General features: G+C 43.3%; 19 protein-coding genes, 8 tRNA genes and 4 pseudogenes. 27 read left to right on the plus strand and 4 right to left on the minus strand.

What is annotated here, in order from left to right:
- The first annotated feature begins 23 nt into the window (after nt 1-23).
- Both JCM19037_RS28565 and JCM19037_RS12270 read left to right on the plus strand, forming a co-directional pair.
- Complete coding sequence (locus JCM19037_RS28565; RefSeq protein ID WP_255357909.1) at nt 24-605, plus strand: M20/M25/M40 family metallo-hydrolase; 582 nt, start codon at nt 24-26, stop codon at nt 603-605.
- An 11-nt stretch (nt 606-616) separates the two neighbouring features.
- Complete coding sequence (locus JCM19037_RS12270) at nt 617-1306, plus strand: hydantoinase/carbamoylase family amidase (protein WP_255357910.1); 690 nt, start codon at nt 617-619, stop codon at nt 1304-1306.
- 462 nt (nt 1307-1768) lie between these two features.
- On the opposite strand, the gene JCM19037_RS12275 is transcribed toward JCM19037_RS12270, so the two are convergent.
- Nucleotides 1769-2458, minus strand: a complete 690-nt coding sequence (locus JCM19037_RS12275) for a GerMN domain-containing protein (RefSeq protein ID WP_052363859.1) — start codon at nt 2456-2458, stop codon at nt 1769-1771.
- Between the two features lie 499 nt (nt 2459-2957).
- Here JCM19037_RS12275 and JCM19037_RS12280 point away from each other — a divergent pair.
- Together JCM19037_RS12280 and JCM19037_RS12285 are read left to right on the plus strand one after the other, a co-directional pair.
- A pseudogene (locus JCM19037_RS12280) lies at nt 2958-3481 on the plus strand (RNA polymerase sigma factor SigX).
- The gene (locus JCM19037_RS12285) at nt 3471-4697 is read left to right on the plus strand and encodes a hypothetical protein (protein WP_042401501.1); all 1227 of its coding nucleotides are present in this window, start codon (nt 3471-3473) and stop codon (nt 4695-4697) included. The pseudogene JCM19037_RS12280 and the gene JCM19037_RS12285 overlap by 11 nt, the downstream one beginning before the upstream one ends.
- Nucleotides 4698-4756: 59 nt before the next feature.
- Here JCM19037_RS12285 and JCM19037_RS12290 read toward each other — a convergent pair whose 3' ends face one another.
- Nucleotides 4757-5641 (minus strand): diacylglycerol kinase family protein, encoded by an 885-nt coding sequence (locus JCM19037_RS12290; protein ID WP_042401504.1) that lies wholly within the window; start codon nt 5639-5641, stop codon nt 4757-4759.
- 30 nt (nt 5642-5671) lie between these two features.
- Nucleotides 5672-6463, minus strand: a complete 792-nt coding sequence (locus JCM19037_RS12295; protein ID WP_042401507.1) for a rhomboid family intramembrane serine protease — start codon at nt 6461-6463, stop codon at nt 5672-5674.
- 92 nt (nt 6464-6555) lie between these two features.
- Here JCM19037_RS12295 and acpS point away from each other — a divergent pair, with 92 nt between their 5' ends.
- The 14 genes and pseudogenes from acpS to JCM19037_RS12365 all read left to right on the plus strand — a co-directional run bounded on the left by acpS (nt 6556) and on the right by JCM19037_RS12365 (nt 18683).
- Nucleotides 6556-6930 (plus strand): holo-ACP synthase, encoded by a 375-nt coding sequence (acpS, locus tag JCM19037_RS12300; protein ID WP_042401510.1) that lies wholly within the window; start codon nt 6556-6558, stop codon nt 6928-6930.
- Between the two features lie 451 nt (nt 6931-7381).
- A complete protein-coding gene (locus JCM19037_RS12305) occupies nt 7382-8407 on the plus strand; it encodes an outer membrane lipoprotein carrier protein LolA (protein ID WP_042401513.1) in 1026 nt (341 codons plus the stop codon).
- 1173 nt (nt 8408-9580) lie between these two features.
- Nucleotides 9581-10696 (plus strand): alanine racemase, encoded by a 1116-nt coding sequence (gene alr / locus JCM19037_RS12315; protein WP_042401518.1) that lies wholly within the window; start codon nt 9581-9583, stop codon nt 10694-10696.
- A 245-nt stretch (nt 10697-10941) separates the two neighbouring features.
- Nucleotides 10942-11223, plus strand: a complete 282-nt coding sequence (locus JCM19037_RS12320; protein WP_042401613.1) for a CopG family ribbon-helix-helix protein — start codon at nt 10942-10944, stop codon at nt 11221-11223.
- A gap of 202 nt (nt 11224-11425) precedes the next feature.
- On the plus strand, nt 11426-12277 hold the full coding sequence (locus JCM19037_RS29020) for an STAS domain-containing protein (protein WP_042401521.1): 852 nt from the start codon (nt 11426-11428) through the stop codon (nt 12275-12277).
- Nucleotides 12274-12630 carry an STAS domain-containing protein gene (locus tag JCM19037_RS12330; protein ID WP_042401523.1) on the plus strand — a complete coding sequence of 119 codons (357 nt, stop codon included), beginning with the start codon at nt 12274-12276 and terminating at the stop codon, nt 12628-12630. Before JCM19037_RS29020 ends, JCM19037_RS12330 begins: the two co-directional genes overlap by 4 nt.
- 4 nt (nt 12631-12634) lie before the next feature.
- Nucleotides 12635-13042 (plus strand): anti-sigma regulatory factor, encoded by a 408-nt coding sequence (locus JCM19037_RS12335; protein ID WP_042401525.1) that lies wholly within the window; start codon nt 12635-12637, stop codon nt 13040-13042.
- 18 nt (nt 13043-13060) lie between these two features.
- Nucleotides 13061-14082 (plus strand): annotated as a pseudogene (locus tag JCM19037_RS12340) (PP2C family protein-serine/threonine phosphatase).
- Between the two features lie 115 nt (nt 14083-14197).
- Nucleotides 14198-14530 carry an STAS domain-containing protein gene (locus JCM19037_RS12345; RefSeq protein ID WP_042401528.1) on the plus strand — a complete coding sequence of 111 codons (333 nt, stop codon included), beginning with the start codon at nt 14198-14200 and terminating at the stop codon, nt 14528-14530.
- Nucleotides 14527-15009, plus strand: a complete 483-nt coding sequence (gene rsbW, locus JCM19037_RS12350; RefSeq protein WP_042401530.1) for an anti-sigma B factor RsbW — start codon at nt 14527-14529, stop codon at nt 15007-15009. Before JCM19037_RS12345 ends, rsbW begins: the two co-directional genes overlap by 4 nt.
- A pseudogene (sigB, locus tag JCM19037_RS12355) lies at nt 14975-15759 on the plus strand (RNA polymerase sigma factor SigB). The gene rsbW and the pseudogene sigB overlap by 35 nt, the downstream one beginning before the upstream one ends.
- Nucleotides 15759-16004 (plus strand): hypothetical protein, encoded by a 246-nt coding sequence (locus JCM19037_RS25125; protein WP_152549057.1) that lies wholly within the window; start codon nt 15759-15761, stop codon nt 16002-16004. The pseudogene sigB and the gene JCM19037_RS25125 overlap by 1 nt, the downstream one beginning before the upstream one ends.
- Entirely contained in the window at nt 15947-16372 is a 426-nt protein-coding gene (locus JCM19037_RS12360) for a SpoIIE family protein phosphatase (RefSeq protein ID WP_042401532.1), read from the plus strand. Before JCM19037_RS25125 ends, JCM19037_RS12360 begins: the two co-directional genes overlap by 58 nt.
- A 131-nt stretch (nt 16373-16503) precedes the next feature.
- Nucleotides 16504-18683, plus strand: a pseudogene (locus tag JCM19037_RS12365) (Tex family protein).
- A 62-nt stretch (nt 18684-18745) separates the two neighbouring features.
- On the opposite strand, the gene cmpA reads toward JCM19037_RS12365, so the two are convergent.
- On the minus strand, nt 18746-18877 hold the full coding sequence (cmpA, locus tag JCM19037_RS25130; protein WP_152549058.1) for a cortex morphogenetic protein CmpA: 132 nt from the start codon (nt 18875-18877) through the stop codon (nt 18746-18748).
- Nucleotides 18878-18985: 108 nt separating this feature from the next.
- Between cmpA and JCM19037_RS12370 the strand changes: the two genes are divergently transcribed.
- The 9 genes from JCM19037_RS12370 to JCM19037_RS12410 all read left to right on the plus strand — a co-directional run bounded on the left by JCM19037_RS12370 (nt 18986) and on the right by JCM19037_RS12410 (nt 20654).
- A complete protein-coding gene (locus tag JCM19037_RS12370; protein ID WP_042401535.1) occupies nt 18986-19447 on the plus strand; it encodes a SprT family protein in 462 nt (153 codons plus the stop codon).
- A gap of 174 nt (nt 19448-19621) precedes the next feature.
- Nucleotides 19622-19696 (plus strand) — tRNA-Asn (locus tag JCM19037_RS12375).
- Between the two features lie 3 nt (nt 19697-19699).
- A tRNA-Ser gene (locus tag JCM19037_RS12380) sits at nt 19700-19790 on the plus strand.
- Between the two features lie 28 nt (nt 19791-19818).
- Nucleotides 19819-19893: transfer RNA gene (locus tag JCM19037_RS12385), tRNA-Glu, on the plus strand.
- Nucleotides 19894-19899: 6 nt separating this feature from the next.
- Nucleotides 19900-19975 (plus strand) — tRNA-Val (locus JCM19037_RS12390).
- A 242-nt stretch (nt 19976-20217) separates the two neighbouring features.
- Nucleotides 20218-20293 (plus strand) — tRNA-Asp (locus JCM19037_RS12395).
- A 47-nt stretch (nt 20294-20340) separates the two neighbouring features.
- Nucleotides 20341-20415 (plus strand) — tRNA-Gln (locus tag JCM19037_RS12400).
- Between the two features lie 49 nt (nt 20416-20464).
- Nucleotides 20465-20550, plus strand: a tRNA-Leu gene (locus tag JCM19037_RS12405).
- Nucleotides 20551-20566: 16 nt separating this feature from the next.
- Nucleotides 20567-20654 (plus strand) — tRNA-Leu (locus JCM19037_RS12410).
- The last annotated feature ends 101 nt before the right edge of the window (nt 20655-20755 follow it).

Consider the following 20755-nt stretch of genomic DNA (forward strand, 5'->3'; position numbering starts at 1 on the left):
TATCAATATTTTGTTAATCGTAAGTGATTGGAGAAAAGGAATCAACAAAAGCATCGTTGTTTTGGAAGGAGAATATAATGCATATAAATCGTAATCGACTATTAGAGACAATTGCAACGAGTGCCTCCATAGGACGAGGGGAAAACGGAGGAATACAACGGTTAGCACTAACGGCAGAAGATCAACAAATGCGTAACCAACTAAAAATGTGGATGGAAGAGGAACAATTGAACGTACGAATTGATGATTTCGGTAATATGTATGGCCGCAGAAAGGGACGTGATAATCATCCTGCAATTCTTATAGGCTCTCATTTGGACACGCAGCCTCATGGTGGCAAGTACGATGGAATCATCGGAGTGCTTGGAGCATTAGAGGTAATCCGTACTTTAAATGAGCATGGTGTAGTTACTAATACACCTATAGAAATTGTTAATTTTACAAATGAAGAAGGTGCTCGTTTTGCTCCGCCTTTACTTGGTTCTAGTGGCTTAACAGCAAACTCTAATAAAGAAAGAATATATCAAATAAGAGATCGTAATGGTACGACTTTTCATGATGCATTGGCAGAAATAGGCTACATAGGTGACGAAAAAATCGAATAAAATCAGCTGAATTGAAGTATTTTATCGAATTACACATTGAGCAAGGTCCTAGACTGGATCAACAAAATAAATCTATAGGTATTGTTCGAGGGATTGAAGGAATTTCCTGGTTAAAAGTAACAGTTGAAGGTGAAATGAACCACGCAGGACCTACGCCCATGGAAGCTAGAAAAGATGCGTTAGTTGCAAGTAGTAAAATGGTGTTGGCTGTCAATGAATTAGCTAAAAACGTTAGTGGATTAAAAGTAACAGTTGGGGAATTGAATGTAATGCCGAATGTACCCAATGTAATCCCTGGTATGGTAACATTTATAATTGATGTACGTCATGAGAGCGATGGTCATAGACTTGCTGCTGAAGAGAATATGCGTGAGAAACTTAGCGCAATTGCAGCATTGATGGAGATAGGGGTGACAATTGAAACGTTATGGGAGGAGCCTACGATTCAGTTTCATTCCAGAATCATTGAAGAAATTACAACTAGCACTAAAAATCGCAAACTATCGACTATGGAGATGTATAGCGGACCGAGTCATGACGCTAAAAATATGGCAAAGCTGTGTAAGGCAGGGATGATTTTTGTGCCGAGTGTAAACGGTGTTAGTCATAATGAAGCTGAATTTACGCATAACGAAGACATTGTAAATGGTGTTAATACACTTTTAGATGTTACTTGTGCACTTTCTAATGCTAAAACCTAAAACCTAAAACCGTAGTCCCCTTTCAAGTGCTAAATACAAGTTGGTTTGAAGCATTTCTTTAACCGATTAGAGGGGACTGAATACCGACTGCTTAAGCTCGTCGTTTAACACTCTTGAAGATTTAAAGAGCTATATAATTTGAATTAGAGAATTTCTTGAAAAACTAATGGTATACCAAGGGGACTGTGGCAAAGAATTAACGGTGGCAGATGTCTAGCCACCGTTATTGTCCTTATACTTTGGACTGTAAAGTAGACATAGTGAGTACAAGTGAAGTGCATTGAAAATTGATGTCGCCCTAATAGTCTGGAGAATAAATTTTCACCTTAATCAAAGATCAAGAATTTGAGATAAGTTTAAACTAAACATATAGATATGTCTGTGTGCATTTCCTATTGAAACATAAACAACCCTGGTGCTTTTAACCAGGTTGAGTTAATTCTCTAATACTATATGGTTTAATTACATTTCTTCATAGTCTTCTAAGCTCGTTTCAGGTTCATGAGGTGTTGAGCTGTCGACGTGACCGAACAATGTGTCGGCGCTTTCCCCGTCAATGAGGACGAGTACAGAGTCAAAACCTGCTTGTTGTACGAGATAGGCAATTTGGTCCATGATGCCAATCTCAAATCCTGAGCCGACGTTAATGTCAGCAAATTCTGGTGAGAAGGACACGTGTGCAACACCGTCATGGTCCTCGACGTACTGAACAGAGACGTTATCTTCTTCAATAATGGAAATGAGCTCGTCTGAGTTAGGTCCTTCAATCCATTGCTCGATGGCACTTTGGGCAAGGCCTTCTTGTCCAGCACCCGAGATGGTATGTGTTTCACGATACATGTCGAGGACTTGATCATCATAAAAGACGATGTCAATAGACTCTTCCATCATTTCAGGCTCATCAGCAGCTGCCGTATCTTCATCTGCATCTGCGTTTTCAGTTTCATCGGTTTCGTCATTGCCGTCTTCGTCTAAGTCTTCATCATCTTCTTCATCAATATCGTCTTCTTCTTCGTCTATGTCTTCGACTTCCTCATCGCTCGTTGTATCCACGTCTCCATTTTCAGTTGGAGCTGGGTCATCTTCAGAACAAGCGGCAAGCATACTTACACCTAGCAGCGTGGCTGCGCAAAATTTGACAGGACGTTTCATTAGGTATCCTCCCTCATTGTAAAAGCTTGTAGATTTTTAATGTTATTCCTTGTCAAAGACTACCTTTATATGTAAAAGAGGTCAAGTGAAAGAAAGATTCAAAATTTAATAATTAACATAGGCCGACACCTGCTCAATGTATTCTTTACATCCAAAGTTCTCATGAGCTTCATAAAATACATAGGTTTTTCATTTTTTTAGCCACGTGTGAAAAAAGAAACGTGATATAATGTTTTCGACTGGACGTAAAAGAAGGTGACAGAAATGAATCAACGTCGTTCAAATCTAAAATGGTTAGCCGGCATTCTCATTTTCATTTTGTTATATGCCGTCGCTTATTGGGCATTTATCTTTTTTGCCTCTTGATAGAATTGCCAACAGGAGCACGTTATGCCGTGATAACCGGATAACGTGCTTTACTTCATACAAATTAGGAATAAATCTAAAAAATCGTGTAACGCACTGAATTTAATAACGACTACAAAGGGGAACGGTACTTGTGTATGATACGTTCGACCGCCTTTATGAACAATACCACCAATCGTTGTTTCAGTTCATATACTATATGGTGCGTGATCGCCATATTGCTGAAGAACTTGTACAAGATGTCTATATAAAAGTTTTGCATTCATATGATCGTTTCGATGGACGAAGCAATGAAAAGACCTGGCTCTTCTCAATCGCAAAGCATGTGACAATTGATTATATCCGTAAGGAAAATCGACAAAAAAGGAAATGGTTCGGTATGGTTGTCTCTGATGAAAAATTGATATTCAAGATGAACAGCCGCTTCCGGAGCATCACATGCTTGTAAAAGAAGAGCTGGAGACGATCTATAAAGCATTGAAGAAATGCTCCATTGATCAACAGCAAGTGCTCATACTCCGATTTATTGAATCGTTCTCAGTCAAAGAAACAGCGGAGACGCTGGGCTGGTCTGAGAGTAAGGTGAAGACGACACAGCACCGGGCAATCCAAAAGCTAAAGAAAACGTTAGGAGAGGAGGAGAATCATGAGCAATAACAACACCGATGAGAAGATCATCAAGAAGCTTCATGAACTAAATGGCGTAGAAGACCACCGTTCAAAAGATGAGATCTACATGAACGTAAAAGCCGGAATGAAGCGTAGTGGTAAGAAGCCTCAACCAGAGCGGTTTAAGAAGCCGGTAATTATTGGTCTATCCTCGGCGGCGGTTCTCATTTTATCCGTTGTTGTTGTATCACAAATTTCTCCACCTGGCGGAAACCAAGAGTTTAGCTCAGATGCACCCCGTGAATCTGCACTTGATGAGTCAGATTATGAGGAAGATGCTGATCAAGATCAAGCGGACGACTGGGAAGGAACGGAAAACAACGAGGAAGACCAATCCCTTTATGTACAAGATGAAGATCAACATACAGAGACGGATGATGAAGACCAGCCCGTCGTGGAAGAAGAAGAACTAACGCTTGATGAAGAACGTAGTGAGCGCATTGCGAGCTTTGAATACTACTCTGCAACGATCGATGCTGGTGAGCGTTTGTTTACACTCCCATTTATGGCTCCAGATGATCAAACGGTGGTGAATGTGACATTGCAAAGCCCAGAAATTGATACGGGGCAGTTGGAGCAAGTGCTGGCCGCATTTCACCCAGAGAATTATGGTTTGAAAGAATCACCTATGAGAGAGTTCATTGAAGAAGGATTAACAGACGAGAAGTTTTTTGAAGGTTTAGCAGAGATCTCGAGGTTTGAGACATTTGCGACAGCTGAATGGCCGAACCAAGTGGAAGAAGTGTTAAGTGAAATCAGCAACCAATCCACGGAAGCAAACGGTTACTTTTTATTACCAGTAGAAGATCAATATGCTTATCTTGTGAGCGGCAATAGCTTGGACCTTAATGGCGGTGTAAGCGATTCACTAGAAGAGACCTTGAAATTCATGGAGAATGATGCCGATGAAGATCGTTACTTTTCAATCATTCCTGATGAAGTTGATTTGGAGTCTGTCAGTGAAGCGGGCGAAACGCGAGTGATTTTGACGTATGATGGGTTTGAAGATGTTACGCGTGAAGAGGAATTACTCATGTTTATTGAAGGCGTTCTTCTCGCCGCCGCTGATTTTGGCTACCAAGAAATTGAGTTTGATGGCGCAGAGCGAAGTGACTTTTCTCAAGTTGGGCCATACCAGCTAAGTAGAACACTCCAACCCCCGGCAGCTCCGAACTATTTAGGAGAAGTCGAAGTTACGAATTAGATTCGAATAAGCAATCAAAAAAACCTTCGACCTTTACGGGATCGGTCGAAGGTTTCGTTTCATATAGGGAAGTGAAACCGAAGTTTTTTTCCCGTTACAATTTCGACGGGTGGTTTGCCGCCATCCTCCCCGTCAACGTCGATATTTCCTTTCGGATTCACGTTTAAGGTGAGGTGCTGAACCTTACGATAAATGAGGTTCTCTCCTTCTTGAAATTCTTCATCTAATCGGGCTTCACGCCAAGCATTAATCAGCGAGAGACCGGCTTCTTTTACGATATACATATGAAGATACCCATCATTAATATCGTGTTCTCTTGGCAACGTGACAGAGCCAATGTAATTTCCGTTGGCAACAAGAATGAGCACGGCTTCGCCTTCGAGCTTTTCTGATTCGGTGGCAATTTCGTATGAATATTGCACCGGTTGCAGCGTCGTTTGCAAGGCACTCCAGAAATAACTGAGTCGACCTGTTGCTCGCTTGAGGTCGGCGTCGATGTTCTCCGACGTATCGGCAATTAGACCGACGGCGAGGAAGTTTAAGAAATGATTGTCGTTGATTTTAGGGACATCAACGTTTCGTGTAGATCCTGAACAGAGTGCATCCACAGCTTCAATGAGGTCGAGGGGGATGCCGAGCGTTCTAGCAAAATCGTTGCACGTTCCCCCAGGTAAGATCGCGGCAGACGGGGGCTGTTCTTGCTTTTGTTCAGCGAGCCCGTTAATGCATTCATGAACGGTGCCGTCTCCGCCGAGAATGAAGACTGTATCCATGTCAGTTGCCTCCCGGCTCAGACGCTTGCCGTCACCGGGTTGTTCTGTGGGAGCTAATTCAACACTGAACCCATGTTTTTCGATGGCTTCGCGAATTTCTTCTATGGAGGGCTCACGATTGTCCTTCGACTCGCCAGCTTTTTGATTGTATATTAGTCGTGCCTTCTTCATCACATTCACTCCTATAACTATACATGCCCGTTAAAACGAGAAGATTGAGGACAGAAGTCCGATGACGATCAAAATGACAAAGCCGATTCCGAGTATATTGTAGATGGTTTTGCTTTTAAATGGCATGCGTCGCTTTTTGTTCCAGCGATTAGGATCAAAACCGATATCATCGTTTTCTTCTCTGTACCGAGTTGGCGCGTATCTTGGAATTGAAAAAAAGTTCTTTGCTTTCCTCAAGAAAGGTGCAGCAATCGCCATTCCAGCAACCAAACCGATAATGTGTGCGAGAATGTTAATTCGTGGATTGAGGAAGGTCATAATAATGCCGATGACAACCATGACTGTGACAACTTGCCGGCTTGCAGCATCAATGAGTTCTTTTCTAAAGATCATCATGTACACGTACATACCGAGTAAACCGTAGATGGCACCGGATGCACCTACATGTCTATACCCGAGTGGTTGCAAATAAAATGTGACGATATTGGCAATTACTGCGGTTAGGAGATAGAATAGCACAAATCGATACTTGCCGACCATTTTTTCTATAGGCGGCCCGAATAGAAAGAGGGCAAATGAGTTAAACAGCATATGGAATAAATCCGCATGTAAAAACACAGGTGTGATCAAACGCCACCATTCACCAGCGGCGATAGCCACATTCCACCCTACGCCGAGAACGTACAGCCATTGACCCGGTGGAAAGATTCCTAAGTTCCCAAGGAACGTAAAAGCATATAAGATGATGTGAATGGCAATTAGTATGGTAACGATTGGATAGTTACGACGGAATGTATAAAAGTTTTCGTTGCGAACAAACATTTAGCCACCTCATTGTGATTAGATCGTAGTATAGTTTAGCATATTCTCTAACGTTCTATCGAATGTTTAAGTGCTCGGAAAGAAGTGATTCTTTGATTATCGGAAATGGCATCGACATCGTTGAGATCGAGCGAATACGTGCAGTATCAAAAAGACAACCGAAGTTTTATAAACGGATTCTTGTTGCAAAAGAACAAGAACAGTATCTCAAGTTGTCTTCACAGCGAGCGGTTGAATTTTTAGCTGGACGTTTTGCCGCTAAAGAAGCTTATGCAAAAGCGCGGGGCACAGGAATTGGAGAGGCCGTAAGTTTTCAAGATATTCATATTAAAAAACATCAATCTGGACAACCTTATCTAGCGGTTAATGACGATATAGCGAACACCCGCCTTCACTTAACGATTAGTCACTCAAAACAATTCGCCGTTGCGCAAGTGATCATCGAAAACCTTTCATCCCCGTCGTAATTTTCAAAGACGAGCCTGCATAACACGGATGGTTGTCTCATATGATGTAATGCGGTTAAGAGGGACCTGAAATGTGTGCAGTGATCAAATGATAGTGCGAGGGAGAGTCAAGAGTGTTCAACGCGCTTCGGTGTGAACACAATGAACAGGTGGAAAAAAATCTTAGAATGTGAGGTGCTGTCGTGATGAAACAACGGATGAATAGTTCATAAGTCAAGAACGTACATGTTTCAGAAGTCGATGTTTCACACGATAGTGCTCCAGTGCTCACTTAGGTGATCCGATCGTTGTTTCAATTATCGTCTCTATACTGAATGTGCCACTCGTGCTGTGTGATTGCTTAAGTTGAACCTAAACTTCTAAGATGAATGTTCCTGCCCGCGCACATTTCGTAACCAAGTAAGTAGGTTCCTTCTTTGTCGTTACATCTAAGACAAAGGAGATGGAAGTAATGAATAAGAAAATCGGAATCGGTGCTGCACTCTTCCTGTCCATAGGAATGCTTGTTGCATGTGGAGAGAAATCAGAAGATGAGGTTGTCGAAGACCTCAATGAAACATTGCAAACGATGGATGGGTATCAAACAGAAGCGTCTATGACAATGCAGACCGGTCAAGAGCCCCGGGAGTACCACGTGAGCATTGCACATCTTCAAAATGAAGAGAATCGTTACTACAAAGTCGAGTTGCAAAATGAAAATGAAGAACCAAATCAGATGATTCTGAGAAACGACGACGGTGTATTTTTGCTAACGCCTTCGTTAAACAAAAGCTTCCGCTTCCAAAGTGATTGGCCAAGCAACAATAGCCAGATGTATTTGTACGAGTCGTTAATTGCAGATATCTTGTCAGATTCTGAGCGGTCATTTGCAATTGAAGAAGACAAGTATGTGTTCCAAACGAGAACCAATTACCAAAATCAGAACTTGCAGCAACAAGAAATTGTATTGAACGATGACCTAACGCCGCATGCAGTTCGGGTGTTCGATCAGAACTATGAACCCCTCGTCGAAGTGGCTTTCTTAGACTTTGAATTAAGTCCGGCGCTGGACGAGGAAGAATTCAATATGGACCGTAACATGCCAGAGTCAGAAGATGCACCTGCAGCAGTTGAAGAAATGCAAGAAGAGGTCGAAGATGAGGTATTTATGCCTTCGTATGAACCATCCAATACGCAACTCGTTGAAAGTAAAGAAGTTGATACAGAAGACGGAACGCGGATTATCATGAACTACGATGGGGATCAGGCATTTACAATTATTCAACAGCCGATGAGTGTTCCCGCTGCATCAGGTATGACGATGACCGAGCTTGGGGAAGGGAACCCTATTGATCTTGGCGATGTCGTTGGCGTAGAAAGTGGTCAGTCGTTAACGTGGACCGTCGATGGTGTGGAGTTCATTATCGCATCTGACTCCCTTCACATGGACGAGATGGCTGCTGTTGCTCGCTCGATGACAAGAACTTCTGAAAAATAGTATAGGCTTTGTATGACGGTCGCGAGGGTCTCGCGACCGTTTTTAGTACTGTGTGTAACGCGAATCATTGTGAAAGCCGTGGGCAGCTTTGTTCGATATGATTAAGAACAAAAGGGTCTATGTGGCACGAGTGGGGGGCATCATAGGCTTTTTGTTCCGCCAAAGGGTTTGGTGAATCGAGACGATAAAAAATGTGCAACGTTTGGGTCGAGGTAGCAAATCTTTTCTCTTTTCTGCGCCCGTAATAGGAAAATCGGCCGCGGTTTGCGGACGAGTGAAATGAAATAAACAGTAAGCCCCTTGGTTGTCTTAATGGAGGGCACTGAAAAAGTAACGTCTTACTAACTACGTTACTCGTTAACGCAACCTTTCAGGTCAAACCTGTGTTGAATTCCAGCGACATAGAGTGTCACGAACGTAAATAATCGCATCCTAGAACCGTCTAAGAGGGGAGAGCGCATTTCTATATAAGATGAACGAAATAATTTCTTCAAGAACTAGTGGTAAGCTCGGTAAAGTGGAAACTGTGCTCAAGTTGGGGGAAATCCCAGGAAAAGCGGTATATTCTCATAAACGATGGAACAGAATGAGCAAACTCGGTAATAGAATACCGGGTCACGTGCACAAACCCACCCCGACGTACCCACAAGACGTCGCGCGAGCCGCGCCGAACCGAGTCCGATTTGGCTTCAGCCCCGCTGGGGCAGACAGGTTGCTTGCTTATGGGCATTTTTCAGTGACTTCGTCTTAATGGACGAGAGGCGTAATCTTTTCTCCCTTGTTATGTGACGATCCACCACTCAAACGGATCACTTTATTGCATAAACAGCCACATATATTCCGAATTGTGACAATCCACGTTTAATATTCATGATGTCCCGATGCAAATTGCCTCAAAAACCCATATTTGTGACAGGTATTATATAATTTGCATGCAACTATGGGCAGAAACCGAGCGGATGCCATTATACTCTGGAGTGAGTACACCTGCTTGTATTGGAAACAAGCATGAACTGTGCAGTCCGGCAAATCAAAAATTCAACATATTTAGATGAACGTTTTCCTAGCGCCCCGCTTGTTCGTCATTTGCAAAGCGACCGAACATCCCATTGACTTAACCTTTTTTTCGCTCACATAATAGATAAAACGAATGTTGTTGAGGAGAATGCGCAAATGATGTACCGAGAGACGTGGGCAGAAATCGATCTACAAGCAATCCAAAAAAATATCCAAGCACTTAAAAACATACAAGCTTCCGATACACACATTATGGCTGTTGTGAAGGCGGACGGTTACGGTCACGGTGCAGTGAAGACGGCTGAAGCAGCGCTTGACGCTGGAGCGTCTCATCTAGGTACTGCATTAATGGAAGAAGCGGTCTCTCTTCGCGAGGCAGGTATTCGTGCGCCAATTGTGGTGCTCGGGAGAACGTCAGCGAGGGCAGCGACATATGCGAGTGAGCACAACATTGCGCTCACAGCATTTCAGACAGATTGGTTGGCTGAAGCAGAGAAACATGTCCCGACGGATCATACGCTGCAAATCCACGTGAAGTTTGACTCTGGCATGGGAAGGCTTGGCGTTAGAACGGTTGAAGAACTAGAGAATGTTTTGAATCGAGTAGGACAAGCCGATCGGATAGAAATACAAGGGTTGTTTACGCACCTCGCAACGGCGGATGAGCTAGAAGAGCGATACTTCAATGAACAGATGGTTGCGTTTGAAAGAGCAGTAAAAGTGGCGAAACAAAAATTGGGCTACATACCTTATATACATTGCGCAAATAGTGCTGCAGCGATGAGGTTTCCAAATGCTTGTTATAACATGGTTCGTTTCGGCATATCGATGTATGGACTGCTTCCTTCGGAAGAGCTGTGCGGAAAGCTTCCTTTTACGTTGTCACCGTCAATGTCGCTCTACAGTACGTTGACCCACGTGAAAAGAGTAACTAAAGGAAGCGGTATTAGTTATGGCGCGACATTTATTGCCGAGGAAGATACGTGGATCGGTACCGTCCCGGTTGGCTATGGGGATGGTTGGATTCGTGCCAATGCAAAGAAGGGGACGGTGCTCGTTGACGGGGAGCGTATGCCAATTGTTGGAAGAATATGCATGGATCAGTTTATGGTGAAGCTTCCTAGACCAATGGCTGTAGGATCTAAAGTGACATTGATTGGTGGAGATGGTGACGAAGCGATTTCCATTGAAGAAGTGGCAGGACGTTTGGACACAATCACGTATGAAATTCCTTGCCTGTTAAACAGTAGAATTCCTCGAATTTACACGTAGGCTTGCGACAAGAAAGGAAACGGTAGAAATCACGAAGTGATGTTAGCTGCTGATCATATTCGTAATTTCCTTAAAAAATATTGCAGGATTTTAACTATCGGTGGCGAATTCTGTTCGTGTGGTAGTGCAAATGGCATAGGACAACGATCTTGGTTTTGTAGAACAGATTTTGCAAATTCATGTTCTGAATGCTATTATATGTAAAGGAGAACGAATTGGACGTAAAGGGTTGGAGGTGTCTTACCTTGTCTAATGAAGATTGCAGACAGATAACGATTCGCCTTCCTCAATATTTATTGCAAGAGGTGGACAAAATGATCAAACATGATGGTGTGAACCGTAGTGACTTTATCCATCAAGCTGCAACTAAATATTTATTTGAGCGTAAACAGCAGGATGTCATTGAGCATATGCGACAGGGTTATGTGGAAATGGCAAACATTAATTTGAACCTTGCAGCGGAGTCTTTCGTTATTGAAGAGGAATGTGAACTTCAGATTGGCAGAAGATTAGTAAGCGGCGTTTAATACCCCTTTTCTTGCTATTATTATTTCATATGTGTGTAAAAGTTGTCGTATGTTCTTAGCGGCAACTTTTTGTATGTTACAAATTGCTGAGCATTCGCATTGATTAGTTGATTTCACAGGATTAAAGTGAAATAATAAACGAAGTACGTTCATCTTAAAAATGTATGATTGGATTTCCTCGATGATGGTGGTGTAAATAAGGATGAAATCAGTAGTTTTGCAGCACTTAAAAGACAATAAATCCTTGTATATTGAAGAATGGCGAAAGTCATTAGAACAACATGAGTTTACAAAACAAGGAAGCACATTTTCCAGTAAAGATATGCAACAAGAAATGAAAGACGAATTTATCTCTGTCGTCTTCCAATCTATAGAGCTGAGTATTGAAGAGAACAGAGATGCTATGCATCGATTTGCGAATCGCCTCATATATAATGGGTGGGCATTCAGTGAATTTATACGGAGTCTTCAAGCGTTGAGAAGAGTTGTCTTGCATGACGTATCTGCCAACTTTACAAAGGAAGAGTTTGTGGACGTGTCTGTTGTGTTTGAAGATTGGTTAGACGAACAGATCACTCGGTTAGCAGAGGAATTCTCTAAAATTCAAGATGAAGTGATGACGATGCAAAAAACCGCAATGAAAGAATTGTCTGCACCATTAATCCCAGTCTTTGACAAGATTAGTGTGATGCCTATCGTAGGGACAATTGACACAAAGCGGGCAGCGCAAATCATGGAAAACCTTCTTGAAGGGATCATCGAGCATCGCGCTCAAGTCGTTCTCATTGATATTACAGGCGTACCGGTGGTGGATACTATGGTCGCCCACCACATCATTAAGGCGTCCGAGGCTGTCAGGCTTGTTGGTGCAGAATGTTTACTCGTCGGTATTCGCCCAGAAATTGCACAGACGATTGTCAATTTAGGTATTGATCTAGATGCAATCACGACGAAAAGCACGCTAAAAAAAGGAATTGAAGCAGCACTTGAACTTACAAATCGGACAATCGAAACGAACGAGCAGATGCAATCTAATGGAGGGTTGAAACGATGAGAATCCCGATCCTAAAGCTTGGCAGGTATTTGTTAATCTCTGTACAAGTAGAACTTGATGATCAAACGGCACTTCAGTTTCAAGAAGATCTATTAAATAAAATTCACCAAGAAGGCTCATTAGGCGTTGTCATCGACTTGACGTCGGTAGACATGATCGATTCGTTCATTGCTAAAGTGATCGGTGATGTCGTCGAAATGTCAAACCTAATGGGTGCTAAAGTTGTTTTGACAGGCATTCAGCCAGCAGTTGCCATAACATTGATTGACATGGGGGTATCTTTGCAAGAAGTACAGACTGCTCTGGACTTAGAACAAGGCCTTGAAAGATTGCAACAGGAATTGGGGGGTTGACTATATGAATAACCAATCCTGTATTGAAATTGGAAACGAATGGGGGATTGTATCTGCACGTCAGGCCGGAAGAGAGTTATCGAAGAACATCGGTTTTGGCAGTGTGGACCAAGCAAGAATCACGACCGCAATATCTGAACTTGCAAGAAATATATATCTATACACAGAAATTGGACAAATCGAATTGACCTCCGTTGTGAAAGACAACGATGGGCGTGAAGGAATAAAGGTGGTCGCTCGTGACAAAGGGCCGGGCATAGAGAATCTTCGCGATGTTATGGTAGATGGATTTACAACCTCTGGCGGATTAGGTGCAGGATTACCGGGCGTGAAGCGATTAATGGATGAATTTGACATTGAATCTATGCCAGGTGAGGGAACAACCATAACGACCGTGAAGTGGCTCCGTTAGAGGAAGGGATGTTCCGTCATGGACAGCTATGAATTGCTCCAAAACAGTTATAAAAAGATCTTGTTCAATTTCTTACACAAGAAAAACGAACAAAGCTTATACGACGCACAACAATTCAGTAAGAAAGTGTTGGAGGAGAACGTTTCTCCAGAAGAAATTGTAAGTATACATTTGGAGGTCATCCAAGAGCTGTACCCTGACCTCCCTGAAGAAACACAAGAATCGTTTCAATTCCTCTTAGAAGTGATGATCGGGTATGGAATGGCATATCGAGAACATCAAATCCTCCGGAATAAACAACGAGAGCTGGAATCAGAAATTGATATTGCTGCAGATATGCAGCATACTTTTTTGCCTCAGGAGATCCCTCAAGTCGATGACCTTGATATTGGGTCATTACCGTTCCAGCGTCAAAGATGAGTGGCGATTATTATCATGTCATTAAAGATGTGAATGGGTATATTGGGGTGGCTATTGCCGATATTATCGGCAAAGGAATTCCAGCTGCACTTTGCATGTCTATGATTAAATATGCGATGGATAGCATGCCCAATGAGCTACTGCCGCCTTCTGAATTACTCGAAACGCTAAACCGTACAATTGAGCAAAATATTGCTTCTCATATGTTCGTGACGATGATGTATGCGAGTTACAATCATGATGAGCATGTGCTTTATTACGGCGGAGCGGGACACGAGCCTGGGTTTTATTATAATAAGCAAGCGGATCATTTCAGTGAACTTTACGCAAAAGGGGTTGCCCTAGGCATTTCAAGAGATGCCAAATACCGTCAATATGAACAATATCTAGACGAAGGGGACTTTGTCGTCCTATTGTCTGACGGTGTGACCGAATCTCGTACCGAAGAGCGTTTTCTAGAGCGTGAAGAGCTTACGGATCTCATCCGTAAATACGCACACCTTTCTGCTCAAGAAATTGTCGACAACGTCTATCGGGATCTTGAGCGCTGGCAAGGTTTAGAGTTACGTGATGACTTTACATTACTGATTCTTCGCCGGACGTTTACTAAATCAACATAACGGGTAGAGTAACCTAGCGGCCACTGGCCGCTTTGTTTTATAAGTACTCATTTATCATTCATTTATTGGAATGCTATAGATTACAGCAAGAATTTTGGGGAGGGTTTTTTCAGCTATGAAGCTTGATCTAAAGAAAACAACCATTGATAACGGTACGAAATTATTCGTATCAGGAGAGATTGACGCATATACTGCACCACAGCTTAAAGAAGCGCTTGCCCCGTTAACGAGCGAAGAGAACGGTAAAACGGTCGTTGATTTGGCTGGCGTTGATTATATTGACAGTACAGGGCTTGGCATTTTCGTTGGCGCCCTTAAAGAAGCGCATAATCATAATGGAGAACTGAAGATTGTCTCACTCAACCATAGAGTAAAACGGTTGTTCACAATTACCGGCCTGGACGAGGTTATGGACATCGATGAAGAGAAGGAGGAAGCCAAGAGATGAAGGCTAAACTCGACAAAATTGAGATGAAGGTGCCTGCAAAGCCGGAATATGTGAGCATTGTTCGTTTGACCGTTTCTGGAATTGCGAATCGTATGGGATACGCTTACGATACGATTGAAGATATGAAGGTTGCGATCGCAGAAGCATGTACAAATGTAGTGGATCATGCTTATGATGAGGGTCATGGAGATATTAACCTTGCCTTTACAATGTTTGAAGATCGGTTTGAAATGATGGTCTCTGATGAGGGTGGGAAGAATCCGACCCTCAAGAAAGCGAATGGACCAGTTAATGCAAGCACCCCTGTTCAGGAATTGCAGGAAGGAGGCCTTGGGCTGTTTTTAATCGAAACGCTGATGGACGAGGTAGACATTCAGCAAGAAAACGGTGTAACGATTAAAATGAAGAAGTTCTTACAAAGGGATGAGGTGGCTCAAGGTGCCGATGGACTCGAAGCAACAGTCAACGAAAAAGGCTGAGCAACCAATTTACGAATGGATTACCGAGTTTCAGCAGGACCTAATGAGGACGTGCAAACGAAGCTCGTTCTGCATTTCGAATCCCTTGTTCAGTCATTGGCGAGAAAGTTTTCTAGGGGACAAGGTCATGACGACGACTTATATCAAGTCGGGATGATCGGTTTGCTCGCTGCCCTCAGACGTTATGATGCATCGTTTAACCGGTCTTTTGAATCGTTTGCTGTGCCAACCATCGTCGGTGAGATTAAGCGGTTTATTCGCGATAAGACATGGAGTGTGCATGTGCCAAGACGGATCAAAGAACTAGGTCCGAGAATTAAAAAAGCGGTTGAAGAACTGACGACTGAATTGCAACGCTCTCCCCAAGTGAACGAGATTGCCAATCACTTAGAAGTGAGTGAAGAAGAAGTTCTTGAAACGATGGAAATGGGGAAGAGTTACCAAGCATTGTCTGTTGACCGCTCGATTGAAGCGGATGCAGAAGGCAGTGCGGTGACGCTGCTTGATCTTGTCGGTTCAACTGATGAAGGATTTGAGCAGACGGATCAACAACTGCTTCTTGAGAAGGCATTTGCAGTTCTTACAGAGCGTGAGAAAGAGATTTTAAAGTGCACATACTTTGAGAACCTTAGTCAAAAAGAAACAGGAGACTTGTTAGATATATCGCAAATGCACGTATCCCGACTCCAAAGACGCGCGTTGCAGAAGTTGCGCGAATCCATTCGAGTCGAACCATCGGAGTGTTACTAATGGTGCTAAATAAAATCATCGAAGAACAACATTCCAATGCCACAACAGCTGCATTCCAAGCCGGAAAGAATGGGAATGCAGTCTGCGGTGACATGTTTATTACTGTGGAGAATGAACGGTATTTTCTAGCGGCTTTAGCGGATGGTCTTGGAAGTGGCAAAGGGCTCGCAAGTCTTCGGAGATTGCAATGGATATCGTCGAACAGAAATTCGATGCACCGATGGAAGATATATTTGCTCTCGTGAATCGAGCGCTTGCTCACGAACGGGGTGTCGTTCTTACTGTCGTGAGGATTGATTACGTGAATAACCAGATTACGTGCGGGAACATTGGAAACGTTGAATGTCTCTTGCAAATTGACAATAAAGATGTGATGAGACTAATTCCGACTGCAGGCTTCTTATCTGGTCGATCATTCAAAGCAAGGGTGCATCACTTCACTTTTCAATCTAAGGTCGGCTTCGTTCTTCATTCTGATGGAGTAAACCACCTTGGCCAGAAGAGAAACTTAACAGATGTTTATGATCGTCCAGCAGATGTAGTGAAACATTTATCAAAGAAAGTTTCCATAGATAAAGACGATGTAACCATTATATCTGGATATGTGCACTAATCTTCTATACTTTATTCTGTCGAACGCGAAGCTCTCTGGGCTTGCGTTTTTTTTTCGTTTTGAATCATGAAGTAACTATTGAATCTATGATACAGTATGGCTATGAAGCTGGGAGGTTTGTGCATATGGAAATGCTCAATGAAGAAGAGATGCTGGAACTCATCGCCGAAAAAGCTAACGTAAATACGAGTAAAGCGAAGGCGATGATTGACCTGCATAAAGAAGGGAATACCATTCCTTTTATCGCTCGTTATCGTAAAGAGCAAACAGGCAATGCTGATGAGATTGTCATTAAAGAAGTGCTTGATCTTTATCAATATGAAACACAACTTGCTGAACGAAAAAGTGAAGTGTACCGCTTAATCGATGAACAAGGCAAGATGAATGAAGATATTCAAACGAGCATTGTAAATGCAAATAAGCTGCAAACGCTTGAAGACATCTACCGCCCGTACAAACAGAAAAAACGAACGAGGGCGACGACTGCTAAAGAAAAAGGGTTAGAGCCACTCGCTGAAGCCATTTATGCGCTGCCAAAAGAAATGAATGTAGAAAAAGAATCGGAACGTTACTTGAGCGAAGAACTTGGCGTTGATTCAATTGAAGATGCCATTATTGGCGCACAAGATATCATTGCGGAATGGATTTCCGATGACGCGGGCATTCGCCAAGATGTTCGATCCATCACCTATAAGCAAGGGATAATCGAAGCGAGCAAAAAGAAAAATGCTGTTGACGATGAAGGCATCTATGAAATGTACTACGAATTTGAAGAGCGTGTGAACCAAGTTCCGTCATATCGTATTCTTGCGATGAACCGTGGGGAGAAGGAGAACGTACTGCGTGTGTCTGTGAGAATTGACGCCTCTCTTATGAACGACCGCATTGAAAAGCGGATTGTGAAGCGTTTCGGTTCACCCGCCCTCCCCTATGTACAAAGAGCGATTGAGGATGGGTACAAACGGTTAGTTGCTCCTTCTATAGAACGAGAAATCCGAAATGAATGCACAGAAGCAGCAGAAGAAAAAGCCATTCAAGTGTTTGCGTCAAACTTGAAACAGTTGCTTCTTCAACCTCCGTTCAAAGAAAAAGTTGTACTAGGCATTGACCCTGCGTATCGAACAGGCTGTAAGTTTGCTGTCGTCGATGGGATTGGAAAAGTATTAGAAACAGGAGTTATGTACCAACACCGCCTGTGAATGATACGAAAAAAGCGGGTGCTATTGTAAAGCGGCTCGTCGAGACGTACAGTGTGACAGTGATTGCAATTGGTAATGGGACCGCTTCTCGGGAAACAGAGACGTTTGTTGCCGATCTCATAGCTGAGGCTAATCTCGACGTTGCATACCTTATTGTGAATGAGGCTGGAGCAAGTGTATACTCCGCGTCAGAGAAGGCACGCGAAGAATTCCCTGATTTAGAAGTGGAAAAAAGAAGTGCAATCTCGATTGCAAGACGTTTGCAAGACCCACTATCTGAACTCGTGAAAATTGATCCAAAATCTATTGGTGTTGGGCAGTATCAACACGACGTTAGCGCAGGCAAGCTGTCTGACAGCCTTGATTTTGTTGTCGAGTCAGCAGTAAACCTCGTCGGCGTTGATGTGAATACAGCTTCTTCTAGCTTGCTCCAATATGTGGCAGGTCTAAATGGTACGGTTGCGAATTTGATCGTGAAGCACCGCGAAGAGAACGGCAAATACATGTCGAGATCCGATTTGAAGAAGGTACCAAGACTCGGCGCAAAAACGTTTGAGCAAGCTGCAGGCTTTTTACGCATTGTAGAAGGCAAAGACCCACTTGATCAAACACCGATTCACCCAGAAAGCTACAAAGTGACGAAGCAACTGCTCAAAGACATGAACATTAAACCCCAAGAAATCGGATCTGAAGAAACGAAAGAAAGATTACAGATTGCGGAACTCGAACAGTTGAGTAACCAACTCGACGTTGGTAAAATCACGTTGCAAGACATCGTGCAAGCGCTCATGCGCCCAGGCAGAGACCCTCGTGAAGATTTGCCGAAACCGATTCTAAAAACAGGCGTCATGGCGATGGAAGATTTAGATGAAGGGATGGAGCTTACAGGCACAGTCCGAAATGTCGTTGATTTCGGCGCGTTTATTGATATTGGCGTCAAGCAAGACGGGCTTGTCCATATTTCTAAGCTCGCCAATCGTTTTGTAAAGAACCCACAAGATGTCGTCGCTGTTGGCGACATCGTGACTGTCTGGGTTGAAAGCGTAGATGAGCGTAAAGGGAGAATTGCACTGACGATGCTGCAACCGACTAAGAAGAAAGTGACGACCTAACAACACCAATAAAAACCTAAGCGAATTCCATTCGCTTAGGTTTTCTTATGCCAGTGCAATTGCTATGATTGGAAGAGATCTTTATATTCATTTTTACGTAAATACGAATACCAACATTGATTGAGCATGACGATTTCATAATGGTTTTTTTCGTAATACGCCTTTTCCAACTGTTTTCTTAACCAATAAGGCATGCCATCCCCTCCTTGCCGTATAGGATAAGGTACGGAAGGTGTTAGCCTTAGTATATGAGCACACGCTTGTATACGTTTACTAATTAAAAATAAAGTGTGGGTACGAGTATGGAGAATGAACAATTGCAACAATGGACCGAGCAGCTATCAATGCATGCTTTCAATAAACCCTTTCGTCATCAGATCACATTTAATAACCGGTTGCGAACGACCGGTGGCAGATACATGCTCTCAACGCATCATATCGAAATAAATCCGAAACAGTTAGACTATTTCGGGGAAGAAGAATTAAAACGAATCATTTTGCACGAGCTATGTCATTACCACCTTCATTTAGAAGGGAAGGGCTATCAACATAAAGACAGAAGCTTCAAAGAATTGCTAACCCAAGTCGGTGGATCGAGGCACTGTCAGACGATACCAGGGATGCACAAACCCTTGCCATATAAGCATTTGTACGAATGCAAGTCGTGTAGCAGACAGTACAAGCGCAAACGACAAATTAACACGAAACAATACGTTTGCGGTGGGTGCAGAGGACGTCTAAAAAAAATTCAGGAAAACCGTTGACGTTCTCTGAATCGCTATGATATATTATAACAGTCGCTAAGAGAGAGCGCGAAAAACGCACCATAACAGCGATGAAACAAGAAACATTACATAAAAAGTTGTTGACATTGAAACAACTAAGATGTTATCATATTACTTGCCGTCATAAAATGACAGGCACTTCAATTGACAGATTCCACAGTAGCTCAGTGGTAGAGCAACCGGCTGTTAACCGGTAGGTCGCTGGTTCGAATCCTGCCTGTGGAGCCATTCGGAGAAGTACTCAAGTGGCTGAAGAGGCGCCCCTGCTAAGGGTGTAGGTCGCGCAAGCGGCGCGAGGGTTCAAATCCCTCCTTCTCCGCCATTGAATTACCTAGAATATAGACAAGCATGGCCCGTTGGTCAAGGGGTTAAGACACCGCCCTTTCACGGCGGTAACGCGGGTTCGAATCCCGCACGGGTCACCAATATACGGAGGGTTAGCTCAGCTGGGAGAGCATCTGCCTTACAAGCAGGGGGTCGGCGGTTCGATCCCGTCACCCTCCACCATTTTCACCATTGACACCAGACGGTGAAACGAGTACAATGGATGAAGTCTGCACGGCGCAACGAGCAGATGAGATGACAATTAGTGATACGATATTCGTAGCTAATTCATTCAAAATAAGTAATACTTAAAAGAAGCAAGGAATTCGCGGAAGCAACTGACTGAGCGAGTGAGTGTACAATGTACACGACTCGAGTGAGGAAAGGAAGCGACAAAGAAATCCGCCGCTTATTTTAAATAATAGGGGCCTGTGGTGTAGCGGTTAACATGCCTGCCTGTCACGCAGGAGATCGCGGGTTCGATTCCCGTCAGGCCCGCCATTTACATTATTTGAGAAACCAATCCTTGAAAACTACAAAAATGAAATTGGGCCATAGCCAAGCGGTAAGGCATCGGATTTTGATTCCGTGATGCGCTGGTTCGAATCCAGCTGGCCCAGCCATTTTTTTCAAAAACCAGGTCGCTGCCGACCACAGATTTATTACACACATGCGGGTGTGGCGGAATTGGCAGACGCGCTAGACTTAGGATCTAGTGTCCTTGTGACGTGGGGGTTCAAGTCCCTCCACCCGCACCATAATTATTACCATAACGCGGTTGTGGCGGAATGGCAGACGCGCTAGGTTGAGGGCCTAGTGGGAGTTAAATCCCGTGGTGGTTCAAGTCCACTCAACCGCACCATTTATACGAACGAAGCAATACCAACGCAGATGAGCGGGTGGTATTTTTTTGTGTTCATCTCACAATTAAAATGTGGCTTTTTTAGTTCCGTCTACTCCATG

The sequence above is a fragment of the Geomicrobium sp. JCM 19037 genome (assembly GCF_000698105.1).
Classification (GTDB): Bacteria; Bacillota; Bacilli; order Bacillales; family Marinococcaceae; genus Geomicrobium_A.

Bases quoted from the DNA above. Each gene is read 5' to 3' on its own strand.
- alr (WP_042401518.1), top strand. From the start codon at position 9,581: ATGATGTACCGAGAGACGTGGGCAGAAATCGATCTACAAGCAATCCAA.
- JCM19037_RS12370 (WP_042401535.1), top strand. From the start codon at position 18,986: ATGGAGAATGAACAATTGCAACAATGGACCGAGCAGCTATCAATGCAT.
- JCM19037_RS29020 (WP_042401521.1), top strand. From the start codon at position 11,426: ATGAAATCAGTAGTTTTGCAGCACTTAAAAGACAATAAATCCTTGTAT.
- rsbW (WP_042401530.1), top strand. From the start codon at position 14,527: ATGAAGGCTAAACTCGACAAAATTGAGATGAAGGTGCCTGCAAAGCCG.
- JCM19037_RS12305 (WP_042401513.1), top strand. From the start codon at position 7,382: ATGAATAAGAAAATCGGAATCGGTGCTGCACTCTTCCTGTCCATAGGA.
- JCM19037_RS12345 (WP_042401528.1), top strand. From the start codon at position 14,198: ATGAAGCTTGATCTAAAGAAAACAACCATTGATAACGGTACGAAATTA.
- JCM19037_RS25125 (WP_152549057.1), top strand. From the start codon at position 15,759: ATGGTGCTAAATAAAATCATCGAAGAACAACATTCCAATGCCACAACA.
- JCM19037_RS12330 (WP_042401523.1), top strand. From the start codon at position 12,274: ATGAGAATCCCGATCCTAAAGCTTGGCAGGTATTTGTTAATCTCTGTA.
- JCM19037_RS12335 (WP_042401525.1), top strand. From the start codon at position 12,635: ATGAATAACCAATCCTGTATTGAAATTGGAAACGAATGGGGGATTGTA.
- JCM19037_RS12295 (WP_042401507.1), bottom strand. From the start codon at position 6,463: ATGTTTGTTCGCAACGAAAACTTTTATACATTCCGTCGTAACTATCCA.
- JCM19037_RS12290 (WP_042401504.1), bottom strand. From the start codon at position 5,641: ATGAAGAAGGCACGACTAATATACAATCAAAAAGCTGGCGAGTCGAAG.
- JCM19037_RS12275 (WP_052363859.1), bottom strand. From the start codon at position 2,458: ATGAAACGTCCTGTCAAATTTTGCGCAGCCACGCTGCTAGGTGTAAGT.
- cmpA (WP_152549058.1), bottom strand. From the start codon at position 18,877: ATGCCTTATTGGTTAAGAAAACAGTTGGAAAAGGCGTATTACGAAAAA.
- JCM19037_RS12360 (WP_042401532.1), top strand. From the start codon at position 15,947: ATGGATATCGTCGAACAGAAATTCGATGCACCGATGGAAGATATATTT.
- JCM19037_RS12285 (WP_042401501.1), top strand. From the start codon at position 3,471: ATGAGCAATAACAACACCGATGAGAAGATCATCAAGAAGCTTCATGAA.